Consider the following 18,089-nt stretch of genomic DNA (forward strand, 5'->3'; position numbering starts at 1 on the left):
GAAGGAATCTTCGCTGAGCTGGCTTCTGGGTTGGGACATTCCTGCGCACGACGGATCGACGACGAAATTGTTTGCTGGGGTGAAACTGCGCTCGGTAAGACAGAACCGCCTCGGGAAGAACTCGAGACATGCGTGGCTGGCGGACACCGAGCCTGCGCTCTTCGCAGTGAGGGGCTCGGGCTCTGCATCGATTCCAACCCTTATGGGTCGGCTCCTGCAGCCGTCGAAACACGCTATCGCCAGGTGAGCATCGACGATGAATTCGGCTGTGCGCTCGACGGAGATGGGCGGATCGATTGTTGGTCCGCGTTGGGAGTGTCTGCGCCGGCGCCAGAAGGTTCGTTCGTCGAAGTGAGTTCGACCAAAGGCCTCGCGTGTGCGCTCGATGGGCTCGGACACGCCAGCTGCTGGTCAAATTCAATTTACGTGAACCCGCCTGGAAATTTTCTGCCAACACAGATCGCCCGCGAATCCTTCTCGCAGATCGATGTTACCCGACACTATGCGTGTGGCCTGACTGTCGCAGGGGGAATCCGTTGCTGGAGTCCAAAGGATCCGTTCGACGAACTGATGCAGCTACCGCCCTCCGGCCCGGGATTTGTCTCGGTAGCGGCCGGGAGTCGTCACGACTGTTCGGATTTTGGACCCCAAGGCTTCGACTGCCGCGACAGTGATGAGCAATGTTTCCAGGAGCCGAACCTGCCCGAGGTCTGCATCGGGCCAAGTGGGTACGCCGGACACATTTGCGCCATCGACACGGAGGGCACCATCGAGTGTTGGGGCAACGACGAATATGGGCAAGCGACCCCGCCTGCGGGTCGCTACACCGATCTGGCACTCGGTCGACACCATAGCTGCGCTCTTCGAGAGAATGGCTCGGTTGTCTGCTGGGGAGGGTCCACCGAGGACACGCAGGTCCCATTCGAAGAACGCTTCGTTCACATTGCCGCCGGGGAGTTCAATACTTGCGGCATCACGACCGAAGGACGGTTCCTATGCTGGGGCTCTCCTGCCGTCCGACTCTAGGCGGGGTCCGGAACGCGCGGCGCTGGTTTCGAAGGACGACAACCCGAACCGTGGAGCACAAGGAGAGTTTTTCATCCGCCGTCCGATCAGAGCGGCGATGGCGAGAAAGTGCGGACTCCCCCCGGGCCCCGGTCGGCCCGATCCGAGATTTTCCCTCGCGTCTGCGCCGAGAAAAGCTAGGTTCATCGAGAAGGAGGTTTCGCCCCAATGAATCTAGAGTCGACTGATCATCTCTTACGCAGAACTCGCTCCGTCCGGAAGCGCCTAGACCTCGAACGTCCGGTGCCACCGGAACTCATCGAGGACTGCATCGACATCGCGTTCCAGGCGCCCACGGGTTCCAATACCCAGGGATGGAGCGTCGTCGTCGTGACGGACGAGGCGAAGCGGCAGGCGATTGCAGATCTGTATCGCGACGGCATGCAGGGCTACGCGGCGATGCGCGAGTCCGAGGGTTTCGGCTTCGCCGATGGGGACCCGCGCGCCGAGCAGATGCCGCGTGTGATGGAGTCCGCGCTCTACCTGGGGGAGAATCTGCAGAAGGCGCCGGTGATGGTCCTCTTCTGTATCGAAGGGCGGGTCGAAGAGATGGGTGCTTTCGCGCAGGCATCGATCTACGGGTCAATTCTGCCGGCCGCCTGGTCTTTCATGCTCGCAGGCCGGTCGCGCGGGCTTGGAATGGCGTGGACGACCCTGCATCTCGCGCACGAAGCAAAAGCCGCCGAACTTCTCGGGATCCCGAAGAACGTGACCCAAGCCGTTCTCTTCCCGGTCGCCTACTTTACCGGGAAAGATTTCAAGGAAGCCAAGCGCGTGCCGCCGAAGTCACTCACACACTGGAACTCCTGGGGGACACATCGGTGAGGCGAACCCCGGACGCACTCCAGAAATATTCCTGAGTGCTGGAGGAGACACCGCCGCCGGTGGTGTCTCGGTCACGTCCGACGCCTTCATCATCGTGCCGAGCATCCACGCCAGGATGTAGCGCGAGTCATCGTCGAGCACGGTCAACAGGTAATACCAGCCCCAGCTCACCACACGCAGGTAGGTGAAGTCCGTCTGCCAAAGCTCATTGGGTCGCTTGGTCGGATGCTGGAAGCGATCGGCAGCGCGGATCAAGGCGTAGGCCGGGCTCGTGATCAGGTCGTGCGCCGTCAGGATGCGGTACACGCTGGATTCCGAGATGAAATGGCCCGTGCGGTCCGTCTCCTGCCACGCGAGCGCCCTGGGGGACTTTTCGGGATCGGCTAGCGCCGCTTCGACCCTGCGCTTTCGCTCGCACTCAGGGATGCGGTTCCAGTGACATCGCGTTGTGGGCTTGCGCGGCTCCAGGCCCGCGTCGCGGTGCTCGCGTTAGCGCTCGTACCAGGCGTGGAAAGTCGAACGCCCGACATTCAGCTCTCGCAGCGTGCGGCGCACCGACAGGTCCGAGCCCTCGACCAGACGGATCACTTCGCCGCTCGAAGCCGCCTTCAATCGCGCGTACCGTCGTCCGAGCCGGAGCCCAGCACGTTTTTTGAAGCAACCGCACTTCGAGCACCGTCTCGGCCAGGGCGTGCTTCAGTCGGTCGTTCTCCTCGCGCAGACCCTTCACCTCGGGGGCACTCGCCTCTTTGCCCCTGGTCATTTCGACTTTCTCGTTTCGACTTCTTTTCATGTGTTTCTTTGCTGAAGCGCTCGTGCGCGACGGGAGGTACCCACCTCGGGTCCGTCCGGGCTCCAGATGCGGACCAACCAGGTGACGGCGACGAGGTTGGCAAAGCCCTGGCAGATGAGAATCCACTTCGGCGCTTGGGCGCCCAGCAGCGCGGCGGCGAAGTAACCGAGAACCCCGACCCAGATCCAGCTGTCTTTGTAGGAAAGAAGAGCCGTGGCGCCCAAGCTGACCGCGTAGATGCTGGTCTCGAGACAGAGGCCCAGGTAGGCGTCGATGCCAAATTCGAGCAAGAGGATTCGGAAGACGACGACAAAGGAAATCCAGATGACAAGCAATTTGGCCAGGAAAAGATTGGCGAGATTCGCAAGAACCGTCTTTCGGATCAGGAACAACAGCAGGAGCGTCACTAAAAACATGAGCACCGAATGATGGAAGAGATCGAGCGAGTCGACGACATGTCGTCCCGTCAACGTGAGGAAACCCGATACGAAAGGAATTCCACACCAGAAGAGACCAATCAGCATCGCCAGCTTACGCCGGTCTTGCGCTCCTTCGCGAAGATCGTGCTCTTCGGCATTGATCTGAAGTTGCTCGAACTTCGCCCGCTGCCGACGGGACGCCGCATGCGCTGCCGCGAGTGCTGCAGAAAGATCGGCCGAGGGGGTTTCGACCTGGCTCACCAGCATCTCGGCCGCCGAGATGTTGCCCGTCTCCAACTCCAGCTGCGCCATCGCCTCCTGGGCGAGCGTCAAGGCCGATGCCGCTTCGAGATTTCCCTTCCACAAGCGAAGAGCCTGCTCGAAGGCGAATCGGCATTCCGTGAAGACTTGACGGCACCCGGCAATGGCTTTGTCATCGAGTCGGCCCGCGATCGACCGTCGGAGTTCCCCGAGACGACTCGCTCCCTCGCGGGCGAGGGCAAAGGAGTCTCGGTGGCGAAGGAATTCCGAAATGGCGCGGCGCAATTCCTCTGCGCTCTGGAAGCGCTCGCTCGGCTCCCGCCGAATGGCGCGATGAATGATTTCGACGATCTCGGGCGGTGCATCGTCCGGGAATTCCGGAGGCTCAGCCTCGAACGCCATTCGCAGCGTGCCGAGCAGAGAGCGCGCTCGGTAAGGAGCGTGCCCCGCCAAAACATGGAAGAGCGATGCCCCGAGCAGGAAGACATCCGTCGACTCCCCCAGCCCTACCCCGCTTTCAGAAAGCATTTCGGGCGCCATGTAGGCGGGGGTTCCCGCCACCGAGCGCACCTCCTCCCGCGTCAGCATTCGTCCCTTCCTAGACGGGTCGAGACTCAGCGCGACGCCCCAGTCGACCAGGTAGACCTCCCCAAAGGTCCCGATCATGACGTTGGCCGGTTTCAGGTCGCGATGCAGAATTCCCCGGCTATGCGCGAAGCTCACCGCATCACAGACCCGCAAGAAGATCTCGAGGTGCCAGGCGAGCTCGTCTCCCGACTCGAAGTGCGGGGCAAAGCGCATGTCGCCGATACACGACTCCCAGGAGACACCGGTGATCCGGCGCATGACGACCATGGGCGCATTATTTTCGCTTTGGCCGATGTCGTAGACGGGAACCACGCTCGGGTGTTCGAGCGTCCCGGTGACCCAGCCCTCCCGGACGAGAGCCGATCGTGTCTCTGAGTCGTCTCGGTCCGTCCTCGTGGTCTTGACGGCCACTTCACGATCGAGAGCCCACTGCCGCGCCGAATACACGACACCCATTCCACCCACTCCGATGGTCGGCCCGATCGTAAGAGCCGCAGGGGTCTCCACGCCCCGTTGCTTGAGAAGTGGTAGAGGGAGATCGTTCGTGACGGCCCCTCGGAGATCCGATGGCTCCGGGCGAATGGTCTCTGTTGGGGCAATGCTCTCCGGCAGAGCCAGGGTCGCATAGAGAGTCTCGAAGTCACGGGCATCCATTTGCCCTCGGGTGTCGTCGACCGTTCCAGCGCTGTCAAGCCCGCAGAAACCGGTCGTCGCGTTGCGTAAGAATTCTTTGCGGCCAAACTGCCCACCAGAGTGCGCAGCAGAGCACCTGCGCGCCCACCCCGCTTCCCAACCGGAGCCTGCCCCTCCGCGGGCACCGCCTTCCAACGGGACCTCGCACCGTGCGGGAGGGTTGGCCCGAAAATTGATTCCCATTGGCCAGCACGATGAAATTCAACCTTCTCAAGGAACGGTTGGTGGTTTGGGTGCCTGGAGCCTCTCGTACACCAATCCCGCCGCAGGCACTCAACTCGACGGATCCTGCAGCGGGGTTCGCAAGAGAGCTTCCCCTGCGACCGATCCGCTCGTGGGGCCGGTTGCGCAGGAAGTTTCGCGCGATCGTCCGAAGGTTTTTGTGCTATCGATCGCCGCACATGGCGCGACTTCTTTATGACAACGTAGACGGAAGCCCCAGGGAAATCACGCTGGGGAATCGGGACGTCACGATCGGCCGCGAGAGTGGAAACGAGATCGTACTGGGGAATCCCCGCACATCACGACAGCACGCGGTGATCCGATCGCAGGACGACGGCACCTATCAGATCGTCGACCTCGGGAGCGCAAACGGCACGATGTTGAATTCGAACCGCCTTCGAATGCCGGCGACGCTGCACGATCAGGATGTCGTGTCGGTCGGAAAGACACAGATCATCTTCTCCGAACCGAGAGCCGTACCGAAGCCTGCGATCGATTCGACCGCACAGATGTCGACCGCCATGGCCGCAACTTCGGCCGGGTCTTCTCTCATTGGCGCTGGCCCCGCAATGAGCGAGGTCTTTCGGTTGGCGGAAAAGGCCGCACTGTCTCCGATCGCCGTCCTCATCGAGGGCGAAACCGGCACCGGAAAAGAACTTTTTGCACAGGCTATCCATGCGTCGAGCCCGCGGGCGCGTGCCCCGTTTCTTCCCGTCAATTGCGCCGCCCTCCCGGAGTCCCTCATTGAAAGCGAGCTGTTCGGACACCGCCGAGGAGCCTTCACGGGCGCGCATCAAGACCGCAAGGGGATCTTCGAGGCGGCTTCCGGGGGGACGATCTTCCTCGACGAAATCGGTGAGATGCCCGCCGCGATGCAGCCAAAACTGCTGCGCGTTCTGCAGGAGGGGGCGGTCACACCGATCGGAGAAAGTTGCCCGCGAGCCGTCGACGTCCGCGTACTATCGGCAACGAACCGCGACCTGACACGCGAGATCGAGGACACGAAATTTCGTTCGGATCTCTACTTCAGGCTTGCGGCTTTCCGGATTCGGTTGCCCCCTCTAAGAGAACGGCTCGAAGACTTACCCCTGCTGGCCCAGCGGCTCCTGTCCCAAGCGGCGCAGGCACACGGAACCAGAGCGCCCGAGATCGAACCCGCCACCCTGGCAATGCTTTGTGCGTACGATTGGCCGGGGAACGTCCGACAGCTCCAAAATGAGCTCTATCGAGCAGTCGCGCTCGCCCCCACAGGGGTTCCCATTACGACCGAGCACCTTTCCGAGGAGATCCGGGCCAATCAAGGAGCGGCGCCCGGGAGTCCGCCGACGCAGGCTGCTCCAGGAGACCTCCGCGAAGCCCGAGCGAGCTTCGAATCGGATCACATCCAGCGCATGCTCCAGCAGTGCGATGGAAATGTTTCGATGGCGGCCCGGGAGCTCGGCCTGTCTCGAAACGGCCTCCTGAAAAAGATCAAGGAACTCGGCCTCTCCGTGCCAGGCCGCGAGCCGTCCTGAACATTCCAGGGCCTCGCGGGGCCCCTTCCTGCCGCTGCGACCGCCCGCGATGCCCGCCCGCGGGTCGATAGCGATCATCCTTTCGGCTGCGTGCCAGCGAACCGGTGGGTTCCGAGAACTCCCCCGAGGCTGACCACGCAGGTGGGCAGTCCGCGGTTTCCGGACACGACGGGGTGCTACAGAAACTCGGGGAAGGCGGAGGCTAGCAATCGCTGATCGCACAAGTACTGGCAGAGTAGCCCGTGTGCGATCAGCGAAAGAACCGACCGCGAAGCTCCATCGCGGCCAGCATTGCGGCGAGGTCGGGTGCCTCGTCGACGGCTTCATAGGTTGGGTCGAGCACTTCAACCCCATAGGGCAAGAAAGCGATGATTCGCTCGCGCGAAACGAGCGCGTACTCCGAGTAGTTGGCCAGCAGCAACCACTCCCGACCGCCGCTGTGCGTCAAAGGGAAGCCGATGCCGTAATTCTCGGGCTCTGTAGTGCAGCCGAGTAGATCGTTAAGCAGCGTGGGGGCAACATCGAAGTGGCTTGTTCGGTGGTCGAAACTCGCGGCGCCCTGCCCCGGCCAATGAAGGAGCAGCGGCACATTGACCTGGGGCGGAGAGAAGTTGCTGTTGTGCCCCCAATAGTTGAGCCCGTTGTCGTTGAACTCCTGGCCGTGGTCGCCGGTGACGAGGACAACGGTGTTCTCGTCCAACCCACGAAGCTTCATCGCCTCTAAAGCCTCGCCGATCAGTGCGTCGTTGAAGTGCACGCTGTTGAGGTACAAATTGCGGAACGGGAGAGGGTCGGAGTCGTTGTCCAGGGCCAGGTAGTTGACACTATCCCAGCTCGGCTGGAAGGGGCGGGGGGCGCCCGAGGGGAGATCGAGGGCATGTGGGGCGTCGTAGAACAGCATGCTGAAGAAGGGGCGGCCGCTGTCGCGGCGATCGAGAAACTCCAGGAAGTCCTGCTGGGCGTCGATGTCACGCTCGCTGGCGCTGTCGCCCTTCGATTTCACTCTCAGCTCCGGTACGCGCGCAAAGATCGTGCGGTGGAACTCGGGGCTGACAAGCTTGGCGCTGGCGAAGATCTCAATTTGATACTGCTGACGCAGCAACTCATCGATCAGTACCGGTCCTCGGCCCTCGGCAAGCATGGCGTGCCCGTACGTGCCGGGCAGCGAGTAGAAGAGCGAAAAGAGGCCGGTGCGCGTTGCGCTGCCTCCGGCCACGTGATCGTCGTAGCGCTGGCTCTGCTCCGCGAGGCGCATCAGGTTGGGCGTCGCGCGTGGCGTGAGGGCATCCGCGCGCCAGCCGTCTATGACGATGATCACCAGGTTGAGTGGTGGCTCGGAGGTGTGGCAGTTCAGCTCTGCGCGCGGGTAGTTGAGCGCCGATCCGCGCTGGATGTCACCGACCCTCAGGTCTGATGCGCGGGATTCGACGCCCAGCCGCTTGAACTGCTTGTCGGCGGTGATCTGCAGGTAGCCGGGAAGCGTGCGGGCCTGGCGCGTGATGACGGTGGTCGCGCTGGCGTTGGCCCAGGCGTGCAGAAGCCCCTGAGCGATGAAGATCATCACCAGCGCCGCGGCCAGTGATCGTCCGCGGCGCAATCCGCCTCCGCTCTCGAGCCTGCGCCAGATCCAGCGGGCCCAGAAGTATTGGATGGCCACGATTGCCAGGACTAGCAGGGAAGACTGCAGATACATGGTCCAGCCGAAGACGAGAATCTCGCTGGCTGCGCCTCCGAAGACCAGATTGAAGATCTCGGCATTGAGATGGAAGCGGTACTGCTGGAATATCACGGTGTCGACCAGCGCGGCGAAGAGGAGAATGGACGAGAGCCCCATTGCAAGCCCCGTTTGAAGTCGTCGCCGTGGCCAGATGAGCGCCAAGGGGAGTAACAACAGCGCGGGGAGAAAGGCCAGGAATGCGCTGTGCCCGGCGAACATCAGCCAGCGGAAGAGCTGGGCCAGCATGCCATTCGCCGGTCCGACCACGGAGAGATTTCTCAGGAGGACGGCCACGATCAGCCATACGTTTCCGAACAGGAACCAACCGGTCCAGCGCAGTAGCATGCGACGCGCCGGAATGGGCCGGGCCACGTGGCCTGACACTCGCCTGTTCACCGCGTCCATTGGTAGCGCAGCCCCGCGCCGAAGTCGCGTCGTCGCGATAAAGTGGCGGACTTCAGCGCGGGGAGGATTGAGAAAGGTGTCAGCCGAAAAGCTACCCAAGAATGCGGATGTTGCTCGTCCAGGCGAGAAGTATGTACCCCTTGTGCCCGGTTCCGGTGTCGCCGAGTTCACACTCAAGGCGGCACTCTCGGGCAGCGTGCTCGGCATCGCCTTCGGCTTTGCCAATACCTACCTCGGTCTCAAGGCCGGCCTGACGATCAGTACCTCGATTCCGCCCGGCGGCTTCGCCGCGGCCGCCTGGGCCCGAAGAACTGCACCCGGCTCCAGGCTTCGCGCTGGCGGCCGCTGGCGGCTACCCGGCGACCTGGGCAAATAGGCCGTTCATGCTTTCTATCGTCGGAGATGGCCGCACGCTCGACTTAGTCCAGTGCGGCAGGTTGGACTTGTAGGAAGTTCTGCTCCTCGAAAGGTTCGGGATGGTTGACCACCACGAAGGACTGCGTGGCCTTTTGCCAGCCGATGGGCGTCGTCAGTCCGGGCCCGGGGAAGTCTTTCAAGATGTAGCTCTTTGGTGCGTAGCTGAGGAAGCGGGTGCCGGGTGTCGCGACAAAGAAGGACGCGGCCCCAAAGAGTTCCCCGTCGGCATAGGCTTCAACCCTGTGAACCCCGGGGCCAAGGAGTCCATAGTTCCAGGTCAAGCCAAAACCATTGTCGGAGTCTCCGCAAATCTCTTCGGTGTCGCCGCGTTCCGTACCGTACCCTGCAGTTTGGGGGACTCCGTCGATTACCAGGGAGATTTTCTCGGCGTCACAAAACCATCCCGACAAGAGACTGATTCCACTGGCGGAGCCGCCTTTCTGGGGGTTCTCCAGAACCCCCACGCCCGTCGTGGGCCCCTTGCTCTCCAGAGTTTCGAGCACGAACTCCTGTTCGAGATCGACGAGGACGAAATTCTGTAGACCTTCGCTCCAACGAATCGTCGAGCTTTTCCCCGCCCTGGGGAAGTCCGGCAGGTTGTAGGTGCCCGAGGCCCCCCTGAGGAATGGAATCAGGAGAGTTGTCGATCCGGACTCGGGCAAATCAATTCCGCCGACCTCGCCGGGGTTGGCCGCGGATGCGTTCGCGAGTTCGGTTCCCGGTGCGCGGACCACGAACGATGACTCTGCAAAGGGGACGCCATCGGCTTTCGCGACGATTTGGTGCCTTCCCGGGCCAAAGAGATTGTAGTTCCAGGTAGCGCCAAATCCCGTTTCCGACTTTCCGCAAGCGGCGATCGTATCGTCGCGGCGGGTCGGGTAGGCGGTCTTGATCTCCGATTTGCCGCCGTCGACCTCCAGGGTCACTTCCTCGGCGTCGCAGACCCATCCCGAGAGGAGGAGAATGCCACCGTAGGTGCCACCGCCCGATGGGTTTTCGAGATTGCCGACGATTTCGGATTCGTTGGAGCAGGCCGGTGAATCCTGGTCGAGGGTGCAGTCCTCGTTGCAGCAGGTGTCGCCATCACACTCCTCACCGGGGTCGATCGAGGCGTTTCCGCAGGTGCACGCGATATCCAGAGCATCGGAGAGGCAGGATCCGGCACCGTCGCAGTGGTCGCCAAGGGTACAGGTGTCGTCGTCGTCACAGGAAGCTGCAGCTAGTTCGAAAGTGCACGTCGAGGTGCAGCACGAACCTCCATCGCAATCCTCACTCGGGTCGATGATTCCATTTCCGCAGTCATCGGGGTTCTGGGGCAGAAACGAGTATTCCTGTCCGTCGCAGACGAGATCGCTCGAACTCGAAAGCAGCGCACTGATCACGGTCGCGAGATTTTGCACTTCGCCATCGATAAGAGCGACGTTGATCGCTGGTACCGAAGCAAAGTCGGTCGTACAGGGAAGCGTTGGCAGGTAGTAGGACTTGTCTCCATCGTCGACACGAGCCGAGAGCATCGCCTTGATGGACAACGTAGTCGCCGCCGAGATGAACTCGTAGCCCAGTTCGAATCTGAACTCGGGTCCGATCGTGGGGTTGGTGGGAAGGTTCGCGAATGCGGCTGCGGGAAGGTCCAGGATGTAGAAGACCGTTCCTGGCTCGGCATGGACCTCGGTAGTTGGTGTTACTGAAAAAGAGTTTGTGCGCTCGATGACGATGTCTCCCCAGGACGGGGTTTCGCGCTCATCCTGGTAAGCGCCCGAGACGAACTCGAAGGCCTCGGGAACCTGGAGAATCACGGGGTCGACGAAGAGGCGTCCAAAGCTGTTGCCGGTCCGGGGCATTCCCAAGGCGACGAATCGAGTGATCGATTGCCAGAGTTCGAGTGTGGCAGCGCACTCTACGCTGACGTTCTCGTATTCTCCGGATAGGGAGGGTTCGTGTTCCGCCAGGCAGTTGGCGAGGTTGGCCCGTGCCTGGATATTGCCTCCGCCGGAACCTACGACTTCCACGAAGTGGAAGAAGCTGATTGCCCCGATGAGGCACCCGGACAAGGTGCTGGAACACAGCATGAGTGCGGCGACGAAGAGTATTCGAGAACGTCGTTTCAACATCAAGTAGCCCCCCTTGGCGCGGCGCGAATGTTTCGCGCAGGTTCCGCCGGCGAGAAGTTCACCGAGGAATGCGTCCCGGAGACAATCTAGGGTGCCTTCCCTCGCGGGCACTATCCCCAAAAATGGGGATACGCCGTGGGCTGGACGATGGGCATGTCTGGTCGAACAGCGCACCCCTCCTCGTGCCCGAGGGCGAATGGGTCCGTTTCGGGACCACTTGGGCCCGGGCCGTGTCGTAAGGCTCCATGAGGCAACCCCCGGAACCCCCTACCTTCGATACGGCCTCCCTACGACAAGCAAGGGGCGAAAGGGTGCTTTTCGTTTCCTGGCCGCGAACCGCAAGGACAAGTCCTAGGTTCTGAAAACATGGGGCGCACTGCAGTCCGATGGGTTTGTTCCCGGGCTTGGACTAGGATTTGGTCATTTCGTCGCTCAAAGAAATCGCCCAAGTCCTGCGCAACGTGTCGCCGGTCGCCCACCGGTCTGTAATTCCTACAGACCGAAAGCCGCCCGGCGGCTTCGCCGCGGCCGCCTGGACCCGAAGAAATGCGCCCGGCTCCAGGCTTCGCGCTGGCGGCCGCTGGCGGCTACCCGGCGACCTGGGCAATTAGGCCGTTCATGCTTCCTATCGTCGGCCAAGCCTTGAGGTTTCTGTCCCCGCGCGGCTATCATCAAAAAAGATGACTACGCGACGAAGTGGACTAAAAATATGGTTCGGGTCGCGGGTTTGTACTCTCCTACTCCTGTCAATGGCCGTGAGCTGCGACGACGCAACACTGATCCAGGGCAGCAACCCCACCTGGCAGAACTGGACCGGAAATCTGGTATATGCAGCGACCCGCAGTGGCGAAGCCTACTATTTTCGACCCGCGAGTCTCGGCGAACTGCGTGAAATTCTCGATAGGCGGCCGGCGGGCATAGGACTTCGGGTTTCGGGGCAACGGCATTCGCAACCGCCGCTCGTGCTTCCAGACGATCGAGAAGGCCCAGAAACAGCCAGCGTCTGGATCATCGACATGTCCTGTTACGCAGACCTTGGGCCGAGCGGGCGAGAGAACATCTTGCTGGGACCCGGTCCCAATCAGGTCACGGTCAATACAGGGGTTCTGGAGGACACCGTCGCGGCTTTTGTCGCCGCAAACGACAAGATTCTTTCCACCGTGACGGCTGGCGGATTCTTCAGCCTGGGCGGGATCACGGCCGTGGATGTTCTGGGTTCCACGATCGATGCCCCCATCTTCCCCGAGACCGCCAGTGCATTTACTCTCGTTGGCCCCGACGGCCGTGAGGAGTACATCGACGCGAGCACACCTGGCGTCGACGGATTTTCAGCACTGCAATTCGCGCGAGTGTCCTTGGGAACTCTCGGCGTGGCGACTTCGGTCACACTCGACGTGAAAGACCGACCATTCGCCACAAGCCTACGGTCCGGCACGGAACGCCATCAACTGACCACCGAGAGCGCCTTCGTCGAACGTTACCGCCAACTGGTTCGGGATCATGACCGGCTGGAATCCTTCTACAACCCGTATTCGCAAGAATTCCTGGTGCTCTGGTGGGACATCGTGGATCCGGTCGAGAAAACCCCGAACCTCGTAAAGCAGGTTACGAGTGCGTGCCGAGACGGGCGCGATGGTATCTACGGAGCAACCCTGCTTCCCACCGACGCCGAAGAGTCCGTCGAAGAGCTTGCGAAAAAAACCCAGTTCGGCGGCGATCGGGCCAAAGCAGAGGAGTTGATCAGCCTGGCCTTCAGTGCAGTCGAGTCCCAGGTCGCGGCGGCGAACAAGGAATATTCGGATCTCTGGCTCAGCGAGGCAGCACAGACACTGTTCATGTCGTACTACGTTGAGCTCCCAGCTTTCGATGATGCGGGATTGGCCAAGGTTTGGCGAAGCCTGCAGGCCGTACGGGCGAACTTGTCGTCGGAATTCCTGGTCGCCGGACCACTGGAGTTTCGCTTCGTCCGTGCAGGGCAAACTGCGTTGGCGGCCACGTACTCCGATCGCGAAGGATCACGGTTTGTAAATTTGGACTTGATTGCCTTCGTCGAGACAATGCCCTCCTCCGCGTACGCACCGGGCTTGTTGCAGTTCTTCGCCAACGTAGAGCGAGATTGGATTGGTCTCGGAGGATGGCCCCACAATGGCAAGATGTACGGCTTTTCAGCGCCCAGCCAGGCCACCGGCTTCTCTACCCCATTCAATCCCGATTTTGTCGCCGCGGTTTCCCAACGACGCGGAGTTCGTCTCTCGGCCTTTGAGAAATTCAGAAGCCTGCGCGATCCCGAGGGCGTCTTTTGCAACGACTTCGTGCGCAACCTCCTTCTTTGTCGCTAAATGGGTAAATGCAGCGATGCCATACGAGGCCCGGTAAATACGAGTCGGGAGAGGTGGCCTACGATGGCGCGGCGAAACCAATCAGAACCTATAAGAGAGGAACGCCCCGAGGAGTGCAGTTATATCGGTGCCCTCGGAGCGCAGGGTCGAACCGGAATCGTCGACTAGGCGCAGGCGGTTTGCCACAGACGCCCCGGCCAACAGGTCCGCACGAAAATTCTGATTCGCCCGCCGGCGGTAGGAAACATGAACGGCCTATTTGCCCAGGTCGCCGGGTAGCCACCAATGCGAGGCCTGGAGCGAGGTCCAGTTTCGGGTCCAGGTGGCCGCGGCGACGCCGCCGGGCGGCAGCTACGCGCGCCGTTGGCGCGCCTCGGCCCGGCGAGCCGGGGAAGAGGTACTCACTCACCCCGATCAACTTCGTACGACCGGCTTACTCTGTCGCTTGTTCCAGCCACTGGCTCTGCCTTCAACCTTCCCGGCAGCCTCCGCCCCGTACCCGCCCGCGGCGAAACCGCTGGGCGGGCTCTCCTGAGCCAAAAAGGGCGTTGACGTCGGCAACGTTCCCCGAGTCACGGCACACTCGGCCTCGCGCGGAACCTTCGTTCGTCGTTCCAAACGATGCCCTCGTCGTATGTGGCCGACCAGCAGCCCGCGTCTGACGTTTGAAGCTGCACCGTGACAGGCCCGGTGAGCGGAAGGTCCGCGATGGGTACGCGCGCACCTTTCGCCGCTGCGAGAATCCGGGTGTTGTCCCGCGTTTCGTCGACACCAACCTTCAGCACCAGAATGCCGTCGTTCTCAAGATTCGAGTCTTTGTACCCCGCAATTCGACCACGCTGTGACCACTTCGAGCTGGGTTCGGTCCGAAGTTCCATCAGAGGTTGGGGACGGGCCGAAGCGTCGTATACGCAAAGAAGTGCGTGGGTGCGGAGCGTCAGGTCACCGAGGTCTGCACGGGGGCCACTCTGGCCCCTCCCAAACCGCCACTTCAGACGCTTCCGCCGGGCCCTACCCGTGCTCTGCAAGCTCATATTGCCCGACCTCTGAACCGATTGCTTACAATCGGCCATGGGGGCGACACTACAACCGGAGTCGATGAGTCCGAGTTCCTCGTGTAGGGCGCCATTGGCACGCGTCAGAATGTTCACCTGACGCACGACGGCAACGGCGGTGGCTGGCGCGGACGAGGTCGACTTGCTGCCGACCGGTGTCCAGCGTGACCAACTCGCATTGTAGTGCGCACGGTAGACCGCGCCCGAGGCGGCCGGCGCAGTTGCGACGACTCGGATTCGATCGCCATCGGAAAGAATAGATGGCCCGGAGAGGCCCCCGTCCGGCGCGGTTTCGCGCCCAGCGACCTCCCAAGCGGATGCCGCGCGCGTGACCGGGTCGACGCGTGCGACGAGAATCTCGCCTGTCTCAGCACTTTGCGCTGCGATCCAGAATTTCCCATCGCTAGGGTGCCATGTGACGTCGGGCTGATCGACGGTGGAAATCCCGGGGAGATCTGTCCAGACCGCGCTGGGGCCCCCACGGTCCGGTTGCGCAAAGTACACGCCAGAGTCGGTTTGGTTCCGCGCGACGTAGAATGGAAGACCGCCACCCTCGTAGGCAACCGAGGGCGAGGTCGGATCTATCGAACCACCGATGGCAACCGGCGACCACGCGGCCCACGCGCACGAGGACGGGGCGCAGGTCGTCGACGAGAGGAGGGTCGTGCGATAGACCTGTCCGTCGTTCCCACGACTGAACGCTTCCACCCCGCTCGAACTCGCCACTACCTCGAGGGGGTGCGCAGGGCTGCCGATGCCTGGAAGACTGTGCCAAGCAGACCAGTGACCGGCGTCTCGAATCCGGAAGGAGGGGACCCCGCCCCGAGTCGCAGCAACCCAAAGCCGAGCGCCGTCCCACGCTGCTCCGACGGGACCGTCGATTGCACCGTCGGGGACCGCACCCTGGAGCACCGTTCGTGTCCAGTAGAGTTCGTGTTTGGGTGTCCTGGCGATGTCGCTCACCTGCGTTCCGGACCACAGGGAGCGAGGAGCTCCGCCGAAGGTCAGAACCCGAGCTTGTCCGGTCGTTTTAAACGTCCCTTCTGGGAGCGCGAGACACATCACGCCGGGCTGACACGTGGAGGCACCCATACAATCTTGATCGGGCGGTGTGCCGGCCGGGCAGCGGCATGGGAGCGCAAATGCACTGTCGCATACCCGCGGCTCACGAGGGAGATCGTGCACCGGCAGAGCTACGCGAAACTCGCTCCGCGGCTCCATTTGCCAGGCGCCGTCGATTCGCTGGGCGCGAGCCTGGAATCCACGGCTCGTTACGTAGAGCAGTTCACCTTCTTGCTGCACGGAGTTGTTCGCAGTCGAGCCCGGATCGTCGATATCGAGGTACGCATCCGGGTCGACCATTGCGAGGTCCAGCGTGCGGCTGGGATCGTAGAAGCAACGCTCTCCAACTGGCACGGGGCTCGTGGGGTCGCCAACGACGATCTCGATGCCGTCGACAAGACAAGTATCGCCGACCTCCTGCGGCCCCCAGACCACGGGGGGCATCTGGTCCACGCTGCGGTCGGTCGCCCAGAATCCGCCAAACGCGTCAAAGCGTCGGCCCCCGGGATGAATCCCTCCTCGGATTCGAAGCCCGTCGTACCCGGGTCCCGGCATGAAGGACGGCCCTAGTGGCAAGATCGATGGAGTGGGGCTGGTAAGGTCGACGCTGAACTCCTGCCCCGCACCGATCGCATGGCCGCAGTTTCCTACCCCCGCTCCAGGTCGGAACTCGTACAGGGTTACCCAACGACGATCGCTGATCGGGCTGGTCAGGTCGACCGAAGGAAGCTGCACCGGGTTCAGCGTATTGGGACATCTCATCGCACAGTCCCCGCCGCCAGAGCAGATGGAGATCTCCGAACAGGGCCCCTTCGTGACACCGGCACACTGGCCGGGCGGCGCCAGAATCGGGGTTGGATACACATCCAAGAGCGTCGCACCCCCCTGGTCGATCCGCGCAAGCGTCAGTTCTTGACCGAGCCAGTTGTGCAATATGACGTAGTCGATTCCGTAGGGATCACCTGGAGCGTCGTCGTGCCAAAGGACGGCCATGCCGTCGTAATCGAAGGCACCTTGTTCTCCGAACTGATCGACCAAAGGAACGCCGACCCAGTTGCAGGGGTCGGGGTTGTCGAGGTCCGCTTCGATGTAGCCGAACGACCAACCCGCTCCGCTGCCACTGAAGTAAATCCGTGACTGGCGCGCTCCCGGGCTGGCTACCTGGATCGTCCGCGCCGTTACGAAGCCTGGGGGATCAATGAGAGAGCCCGTGACATCGAGGTCGCAGGCGACTTCTTCCTCGGAGTCCAGGATGTTCAAAATCAGGTCTTCCGAAAAGCCGTAGAAGAAATTCGCGTACGTTCCACCGATGATGTACTTGCCGAAGGCATCATGTCCCCAGGCCTGACTGCCCAGCGGCATCGAGATGCCAGGTGCTACGCGGTACCGAGACTCGATCATGGGATCGCCGACCTCCGCCTGCGTGAAGAGTGGAGAATGGAAGTCGCGCCCATTTCGAAGCTCGACCGGCTCGTGATCGCCGTAGACCACAACGTCGCTGGCGCCGCTGTGCGAGACGGTAACCAGTAGCGCGCCGAGAGCCATTGTCAATCTAATAAGCCGCATCGTGAGACCCTTTCGTTCGCAAAAGAGCGTCTTGCGCTACCGCGACCCCGGACTCGAGCGCAATGAGTTCACCAGATGGGTTCGCCAACTAGATTGAGACTGCTCAGATAGAGGAACCTCATCGAACATCAGCGCCCAATCCCGAGCCAATGGAGGGCGCGAACGAAGGGGCCCGAGCCGGCCCCGGCGGCGAGGGCTAGAAATTTCCGTGTCGCGATCCATTCGACCGAGTCCCCTACCGGCTTCGCATGACGTGTCCCCATTGAGTCGCGAGCCACGTCGTGCCAAATTTTTCTCGTGAGCGCAGATAGCCAGCGATCGCCCGCACGGGGGACCATTACGACGTCCCGCAGACACGGCTGGAACTGTCTAACCCGTAACCAGGGGCGGCAAAAAGAGCGGGCTGCATACGGCTCCTGCTCTAGAATCCGGATGACGGTGAGCGCCCCGGAAGGAATCGCCTCGATCCCCGGATCGCCCCACGAGACCAGACGCGAAAGAGATCCCGGCGGTAGGAAACATGAACGGTCCCGCCATTGCAGCCTCCGAGCGCCGTTGCCAAACTCCCCGCACCCCCGCCCCCGGAAAGGAATCCACGATGAAAAACATGGTCGACGCCCAGAACGCCGCGTGCCCTTTCGAGTTCAACGTCGCTGCCGCCACCTTCAAGGTCGGCGACCTCGTCAGCTACCGCGTGCCCGAGTCCTTCCAGGACATGCCCTTCGTCGGCAAGCTCCTGGAGGTCCATGAGGACCACGTCATCCTCCACCACTACGGCGAGGAGGAGGTCGGCCCGGTCCGCCCGATGCGGGGCAGTCGGGAGGATCGCCCGGCTGTCTCCGCAGCGGACGCACTCGCGGACTGATCGGGCCGCCCCACCTGAAAAGAGCCACCGCGACTGCCAACAACCCCATCGACAAGGAAGCGATCCGCGACAAGTACGCCGAGGAGCGCGAGAAGCGGCTGCGCCAGGACGGCAACGACCAGTACCTGCGGCTCGCGGGCACCTCTCTCTCTCACTACATCGACGACCCGTA

General features: G+C 62.1%; 11 protein-coding genes. 6 read left to right on the plus strand and 5 right to left on the minus strand.

Going from position 1 to position 18,089, the window contains the following annotated elements:
• Positions 1-570 precede the first annotated feature (570 nt).
• Both P8R42_11410 and P8R42_11415 read left to right on the plus strand, forming a co-directional pair.
• Positions 571-1,026 (plus strand): hypothetical protein, encoded by a 456-nt coding sequence (locus P8R42_11410; protein ID MDG2305239.1) that lies wholly within the window; start codon positions 571-573, stop codon positions 1,024-1,026.
• A gap of 207 nt (positions 1,027-1,233) precedes the next feature.
• The gene (locus P8R42_11415; protein MDG2305240.1) at positions 1,234-1,890 is read left to right on the plus strand and encodes a nitroreductase family protein; all 657 of its coding nucleotides are present in this window, start codon (positions 1,234-1,236) and stop codon (positions 1,888-1,890) included.
• On the opposite strand, the gene P8R42_11420 is transcribed toward P8R42_11415, so the two are convergent.
• Entirely contained in the window at positions 1,852-2,196 is a 345-nt protein-coding gene (locus P8R42_11420) for a DDE-type integrase/transposase/recombinase (protein MDG2305241.1), read from the minus strand. The two genes, P8R42_11415 and P8R42_11420, sit on opposite strands and share 39 nt — an antisense overlap.
• A 483-nt stretch (positions 2,197-2,679) precedes the next feature.
• On the minus strand, positions 2,680-4,605 hold the full coding sequence (locus tag P8R42_11425) for a serine/threonine-protein kinase (GenBank protein MDG2305242.1): 1,926 nt from the start codon (positions 4,603-4,605) through the stop codon (positions 2,680-2,682).
• Positions 4,606-5,045: 440 nt separating this feature from the next.
• Here P8R42_11425 and P8R42_11430 point away from each other — a divergent pair, with 440 nt between their 5' ends.
• The gene (locus P8R42_11430) at positions 5,046-6,380 is read left to right on the plus strand and encodes a sigma 54-interacting transcriptional regulator (protein MDG2305243.1); all 1,335 of its coding nucleotides are present in this window, start codon (positions 5,046-5,048) and stop codon (positions 6,378-6,380) included.
• A 250-nt stretch (positions 6,381-6,630) separates the two neighbouring features.
• Here P8R42_11430 and P8R42_11435 read toward each other — a convergent pair whose 3' ends face one another.
• On the minus strand, positions 6,631-8,469 hold the full coding sequence (locus P8R42_11435; GenBank protein MDG2305244.1) for a DUF3413 domain-containing protein: 1,839 nt from the start codon (positions 8,467-8,469) through the stop codon (positions 6,631-6,633).
• 109 nt (positions 8,470-8,578) lie between these two features.
• Between P8R42_11435 and P8R42_11440 the strand changes: the two genes are divergently transcribed.
• Positions 8,579-8,878, plus strand: a complete 300-nt coding sequence (locus P8R42_11440; protein MDG2305245.1) for a hypothetical protein — start codon at positions 8,579-8,581, stop codon at positions 8,876-8,878.
• A gap of 43 nt (positions 8,879-8,921) precedes the next feature.
• Here P8R42_11440 and P8R42_11445 read toward each other — a convergent pair whose 3' ends face one another.
• On the minus strand, positions 8,922-11,030 hold the full coding sequence (locus P8R42_11445) for a hypothetical protein (GenBank protein ID MDG2305246.1): 2,109 nt from the start codon (positions 11,028-11,030) through the stop codon (positions 8,922-8,924).
• 755 nt (positions 11,031-11,785) lie between these two features.
• On the opposite strand from P8R42_11445, the gene P8R42_11450 reads away from it, so the two are divergent.
• Positions 11,786-13,369 carry a D-arabinono-1,4-lactone oxidase gene (locus P8R42_11450; GenBank protein MDG2305247.1) on the plus strand — a complete coding sequence of 528 codons (1,584 nt, stop codon included), beginning with the start codon at positions 11,786-11,788 and terminating at the stop codon, positions 13,367-13,369.
• Positions 13,370-13,941: 572 nt separating this feature from the next.
• On the opposite strand, the gene P8R42_11455 is transcribed toward P8R42_11450, so the two are convergent.
• Positions 13,942-17,031 carry a hypothetical protein gene (locus P8R42_11455; protein MDG2305248.1) on the minus strand — a complete coding sequence of 1,030 codons (3,090 nt, stop codon included), beginning with the start codon at positions 17,029-17,031 and terminating at the stop codon, positions 13,942-13,944.
• A gap of 619 nt (positions 17,032-17,650) precedes the next feature.
• Between P8R42_11455 and P8R42_11460 the strand changes: the two genes are divergently transcribed.
• Positions 17,651-17,917, plus strand: a complete 267-nt coding sequence (locus tag P8R42_11460) for a hypothetical protein (protein MDG2305249.1) — start codon at positions 17,651-17,653, stop codon at positions 17,915-17,917.
• Positions 17,918-18,089 lie beyond the last annotated feature (172 nt).

The sequence above is a fragment of the Candidatus Binatia bacterium genome, from assembly GCA_029243485.1.
Lineage (GTDB): Bacteria > Desulfobacterota > Binatia > UBA12015 > UBA12015 > VGTG01.